Origin of the sequence: Sphingobium indicum BiD32 (assembly GCF_000382885.1) — a bacterium.
Taxonomy (GTDB): Bacteria; Pseudomonadota; Alphaproteobacteria; order Sphingomonadales; family Sphingomonadaceae; genus Sphingobium; species Sphingobium japonicum_C.
In genome coordinates this window covers 1-4,984 of sequence record NZ_CAVK010000223.1, presented here as the reverse complement: position 1 = coordinate 4,984, position 4,984 = coordinate 1, and the positions used below count along the sequence as shown (strand labels likewise).

Annotated in this window: 7 protein-coding genes; 4 read left to right on the top strand and 3 right to left on the bottom strand. The window is 59.9% G+C overall.

Going from position 1 to position 4,984, the window contains the following annotated elements; translation table 11 throughout:
• Positions 1–712: serine hydrolase (locus EBBID32_RS19975; RefSeq protein ID WP_231382264.1), on the bottom strand; the 712-nt coding region annotated here is incomplete at its 3' end.
• A gap of 411 nt (positions 713–1,123) precedes the next feature.
• Here EBBID32_RS19975 and EBBID32_RS19970 point away from each other — a divergent pair.
• Positions 1,124–1,465 carry a DUF4168 domain-containing protein gene (locus EBBID32_RS19970; protein ID WP_231382263.1) on the top strand — a complete coding sequence of 114 codons (342 nt, stop codon included), beginning with the start codon at positions 1,124–1,126 and terminating at the stop codon, positions 1,463–1,465.
• A 47-nt stretch (positions 1,466–1,512) separates the two neighbouring features.
• On the opposite strand, the gene EBBID32_RS19965 is transcribed toward EBBID32_RS19970, so the two are convergent.
• The gene (locus EBBID32_RS19965; RefSeq protein ID WP_006965390.1) at positions 1,513–1,956 is read right to left on the bottom strand and encodes a potassium channel family protein; all 444 of its coding nucleotides are present in this window, start codon (positions 1,954–1,956) and stop codon (positions 1,513–1,515) included.
• Between the two features lie 184 nt (positions 1,957–2,140).
• On the bottom strand, positions 2,141–2,506 hold the full coding sequence (locus tag EBBID32_RS19960; protein ID WP_006965387.1) for a response regulator: 366 nt from the start codon (positions 2,504–2,506) through the stop codon (positions 2,141–2,143).
• A gap of 258 nt (positions 2,507–2,764) precedes the next feature.
• On the opposite strand from EBBID32_RS19960, the gene EBBID32_RS19955 reads away from it, so the two are divergent.
• From EBBID32_RS19955 to EBBID32_RS19945, 3 genes are all read left to right on the top strand, one after another.
• Entirely contained in the window at positions 2,765–3,259 is a 495-nt protein-coding gene (locus EBBID32_RS19955) for a DUF4118 domain-containing protein (RefSeq protein ID WP_081628141.1), read from the top strand.
• A 101-nt stretch (positions 3,260–3,360) separates the two neighbouring features.
• Positions 3,361–4,299, top strand: a complete 939-nt coding sequence (locus tag EBBID32_RS19950) for a sensor histidine kinase (RefSeq protein ID WP_231382262.1) — start codon at positions 3,361–3,363, stop codon at positions 4,297–4,299.
• Positions 4,296–4,984 (top strand): response regulator (locus tag EBBID32_RS19945; protein ID WP_037492117.1); only part of this gene is annotated, 689 nt, incomplete at its 3' end. The genes EBBID32_RS19950 and EBBID32_RS19945, both read left to right, overlap by 4 nt.

Below are 4,984 nucleotides of genomic sequence, written 5' to 3'. Positions count from 1 at the left end.
TCACTTCCTCATAGGATCTGAGGAGGTGCTGCGTCGATGCCGCACTGAGCAGCTTTCCCTTTTCCAACAGCGCCAGCCCGAACGTGATGCCGTTAGCCGACGCGCCGTCGTAGGGAGCCGCAAGATAACGTTTCAAGGCGCGATTACGCGCCGCGAAGGGCATGGCCGCGCGCGCCTTCAGGAATCCCCAGCCGCCGGCCCATTCGGGTCGCCACTTCAGCCCGGCCGTCTTCGCCTGCAATTCACGCTCGCCAGGCCCGAAGCCGACATCATCAATGCCCTTACGCTCCAGCATGTCGCGGATCGCCTGGGGGCCGCCCACTTTCCACAACAGCACGTCATTACAACTATTGGCGCTGCGCGTGAGGGCCATTTCCAGCAGCTTGCCTATCGTGGTCCGGTAGCCATTTCTGGTCACAAGCGGACGGATCGGTTGATGAAAGACGGTGATATCTGATCGCCGAACCGTCACAGGATCGGAAAGCGACAATTTGCCTCTGTCGACTGCGTCCATGACCGCGATGGCGACCCATAATTTGCTGACGCTCTGTTGCGGGAGCGGAGAATCCCCGTTGGCGGACAGCGCCCAACCCTCGTCCATGTCACGTACGGAGATGCCTACGCGCCCCTTGAACGCATCGCTCAAGCCCTGGACGGCATTCAGCAGGTTGGCAGGAGGCTGCATATGCGTGCGCTGCCGCAAGATCGACAATGGAGCCGCCGTCTGGTGCGGCTTTGCCAGGGGCACTGCCCGCGCGGGGGGCTCAATCCGTCCACCTGCCGCCGGCACACATCCCATCAGCAAGGGTAACAGCAATGAAGCCGCAAACCGGCGGCGTGAAGCATTGATCGACAGAAAAGAACCCCTTTTGGCAATCTGCTCTGGGCGGTGACGTATAGCTGGCGAGCCAGTCCAACCGCTGATCGCATGTGAGAAACGGTCCAACGCAGATGTCGCGCACTGGCGGCGAGTGAGACTGATAGGATGGATTTCCAGAGCTTTTCAATAGCTTGCAACGTTCAGGGTTTGAGCAAAGCTTAAGACCAGCCTCATTCCTAGACGCCGGATTCTCGAGGACAGCTGATGGTCAGATATCTTTTCGCATCTTCTCTTCTGCTGCTGATGGTGCCGCTGCCGGCATTTGCTGGGCTCGCCCAGTCGCCCAGGCATATTTCAGGAGATGGCGCGGCAGGCACAGTTTCCGATCGACAAATCCACGCCTACGCCTCGGCTCTTCTGGAGATCGAGAAGGTCAGGCAGTCGGTGTCGTTTCGCGCTGAAAAGCTCCCCCAGGACCAGGCAGCGCTTTTGAAGTCGCGAGCGCAGGCCGAGATGATCCGCATATTGGGACGACATGACCTCGACGCCGAAACGTTCAACCGAATCTCCGCGCGGGTCGATGAACAGCGGCGGCTTCGGCGCGAGGTGAAACAGCTCATGATGGAAGAACGGCTTGCCATCTGAGCGGCGGCAGCAAGAGCTTTCAGCGCGAACCGGCATACACTCTCCGTTCAACCTCTTTGCAGGTCGCGCTCAAGCAGTTTCAGCCGATCGACGATGGAAAAGAAGAACGCTGTCGACCAGCCGATCAGAATGATCCCGTTCGCGCCCTCGATCACGCCCAATATCCGGCTTCCCACAGGCAGGACCACATCCCCATAGCCGATTGTCACATAGGTGGAGGTCGAAAAGTAAAGCGCCTGCTCCAGATCGGCCAAGGCATCAGACACGAGGTACAGGGCGGCCCATAGCCATATTTCGATTGCATGCAGCACGAACAGCCCAAATGCTGCAAACAATATCGCCATGCCGTTGATGACCGATGCGAGGACCGCGCTGGATGCGTGACGGTGCCGACGAAGCACGGCAAGCAGCCCGGCCAGGCCGATCAGATGAATGAGCACGGTTGCTGCGACCATCACCGTCGCGATGGCCAGTTGCATCGACATGCTCATGAGTAAGCCACTCCAAGTTTAGCGCTGTATTCCTGTTCCGTCAGTTAAGGCACAATCCTGCGCTCTTGAAGTATTATACCACGGTCATCTCAACGCCGGTCAAACCCATTTCCGCACGCTGTCGACAGCATCCGCTGCGGGGCCGCTCGGTCGAAACCGCTGCATTGATCGGCAATGCGCCGGACTAATCCGCAACGATCATCTTGGCAGCCATCATTCCGAGAATTTCCAGCCGGTATGGCTTTGGTAACATCGGGCCGAATTTCTGCAAGTCGGGCGGCAGATCGGACGGCTCACGGCCGCCGGTCGTGATCAACATTCTGACACCGGGCCAACGATTGTGCACCAACCGAACCAGATCGAATCCGTCCAGTTCTCCAGGCATGTTCACATCGGTGAAGAGAAGATCCACGGCGTCCCCCAATTCCTCCATCAGGGAAAGCGCCTCATGGGCGTCGCGCGCCGAGAATACAGTGAACTCCTGGTCGACCAGAAAGTCGCAGACATTCATGTTGACCAACGCCTCATCCTCAACCACCAGGACGATCATGGGCCGACTGAAACGCGGTCGTCCGCTAGACTCAGGCCTGAGGAAAGTCGCGCCCTCAGCCATGATCGAACGGCACTGGACAGGCGTCAGGGTGACGACGCCGCCACGCTCGGCCGTACTTTAAAGAATAGTCTTTCATTTCCCCTATGACCCCTGCCGACCAGCCCTGCCTCGTCAGTAAGCCCTTCGCTAAGGCAGAACGTGCAAAGCCGTTATATGCATGGACCTGCCTGTCGGCCCTCCTTAAACCTGTAAACCATGGCTGAGACGGCGAGGAGGATGACAACAAACAATCGCAAAAAGGTGCCAGGCTCGCGGTTCGGGCGGATCAACCTCGTCTCGACCTGGCGAATATCGGCCGTGGCTTTCGTCATACTGTTGTCCTGGTTCGCTGCAGTCATGGTGAAGCCTGCGTTCGGGCAGGTCGCCGCAGCATTGCTTTTCGTGCTCGGCGTCGTAACGGCGGGTGCCATCGGAGGACTTGTCGCCGCGCTCGTTGCGGCAACGGCGGCTTTCCTGCTCTACAACTTCTATCTGGCCGAGCCCGTGTTGAGCTTTCGCATCGCCACGGGCCGCGATATTGTCCCCTTCCTGCTGTTCACCCTGTGCGCACTGGTGGCGGGCATATTGGCAGGGAGCCTCAGGGACCATGCCAAAGCGGCTGAGCACAGCAAGTCGCAATTGGCGAGCTTGCTGTGCTCAGCCGGGCGTTGCAATCAGCCGTTCGCATCACCGATATGCGCTCCGCTCTAAATGCCAGCCTTTCGCCTCTGACCGCCGCGACCATGACGCTTCTCCTCGTCAGGGATGGTTCCTTCGCAAATGCAACAGCAGTGCAGGACGGGCATCCGGCCATGACGCTGATCAAGCGCATGTGGGGGAGTTCAGTCAGCCCCAGCGAGGAAAGCCCCTATACCGCATACCGGCTGGACAGCAGCGAAGGCTTCGAAGGCGCGATCCTGTTCGAATATGGTTCATCGCCGCCGCCCGGCCGCGCCTTCATGTCGGCCCTTGCCAATCTCGTTGCGTTGGCCGTGGAACGCGCATCCTTGTCGGAGAGCAACGCCGAAGTCAGGGCGCAGACGCGCACGGAGGAACTCAAGACGGCTCTTCTGTCATCAGTCAGTCATGATTTTCGCACGCCTCTCACCGCGATCAGCGCTTCTGCTTCCAGCCTGATCGATTTTCGCGAGCAGTTCGATGCCGCGGCGGCGGCCCGTCTCCTCCGGCGGATCGTCGACGAGTGCGAGCGCCTCAATCGATACACCGCCAATCTGCTTGAAATGAGCCGCCTGGAGGCTGGCCAGTCGCTGGCCCGGCGGCAGACACTGGAGATCATGGAGACACTCACCGCTATCATCCAGCGCGTTCGTCCGCGGGCGGGCAACCGCCATATCGAGCGCCATCTCGGCGACGGCCATCTACTCGTCAGCGTCGATGCGGCGATGTTCGAACTCGTGCTGATCAATCTCCTCGACAACGCCATTCTTTACAGCGAGGTCGGCACGCGCATTACCGTCGAAGCCTGTCGCAACGAGAATTGGTGCACAATCAGCATCGCGGATGAAGGCTGGGGCATTCCGGAGGCGGATCTGGAAAGGGTTTTCACGAGATTTTATCGCGTTCCCCGTTCGGAACCTTCTCCGCGTGGCAGCGGCCTTGGCCTTGCCATCGCCAGGGGCTTCGTCGAGGCGCTGGGTGGCCGGATCGGCGCTCAGTCGCCCGGTCCGAGCGGCCGTGGGACCGTCATCACCATTTCCCTACCCCTCGCCGAAGAAACACCCCCGCCATGACCGCGCAGCACATTCTCATCATCGATGACGAGCCAGCGCTGATGGATGTGCTTCAATCCGTGCTGGGATCGGCGGGCTATCATATCAGCATTGCACGGGAGGGCGGGAGCGCCCTGGCGCTCGCCGAAGCACTGGACCTGGACCTCATCCTGCTGGATCTGGGCCTTCCCGACATGGACGGCAAAGCGCTGATCCAGCGTATCCGGCTGCGCAGCGACGTACCCATCATCGTCATTTCCGCACGACACCAGGAGCAGGAGAAAATAGCCGCATTGGACGAAGGGGCGGACGATTACGTCAACAAGCCGTTCGAGATCGGCGAACTGATGGCCCGCATCCGTGCGGCGGTACGCCGGCATTCGCGGCTAAAAAGCAACGCGCCGACCTATTCGGCGGGTCCGTTGACGATCGACTTCCCGACCCGGCATGTAACGCTTGCAGATGAGCCGGTGAAGCTATCGCCCAAGGAATATGACCTCCTGCAGACATTGGCGCGCAGCGCTGGTCAGGTCGTGACCCACAAACGGCTGCTATCGGCGGGTTGGGGTGCGGAAGCGACCGACACCCAATATTTGCGGGTCTATATCGGTCTGCTGCGTCAGAAAATCGAGGAAGATCCTTCCGATCCCTGTCTGCTGTTGACCGAGCCGGGCGTGGGCTACCGGCTAGAGTTGGATGACATTAT

What these genes read in the sequence shown, in the direction of transcription:
- EBBID32_RS19970 (WP_231382263.1), top strand. Translation starts at nt 1,124, where the DNA reads ATGGTGCCGCTGCCGGCATTTGCTGGGCTCGCCCAGTCGCCCAGGCAT.
- EBBID32_RS19965 (WP_006965390.1), bottom strand. Translation starts at nt 1,956, where the DNA reads ATGAGCATGTCGATGCAACTGGCCATCGCGACGGTGATGGTCGCAGCA.
- EBBID32_RS19960 (WP_006965387.1), bottom strand. Translation starts at nt 2,506, where the DNA reads ATGATCGTCCTGGTGGTTGAGGATGAGGCGTTGGTCAACATGAATGTC.
- EBBID32_RS19955 (WP_081628141.1), top strand. Translation starts at nt 2,765, where the DNA reads ATGGCTGAGACGGCGAGGAGGATGACAACAAACAATCGCAAAAAGGTG.
- EBBID32_RS19950 (WP_231382262.1), top strand. Translation starts at nt 3,361, where the DNA reads ATGACGCTGATCAAGCGCATGTGGGGGAGTTCAGTCAGCCCCAGCGAG.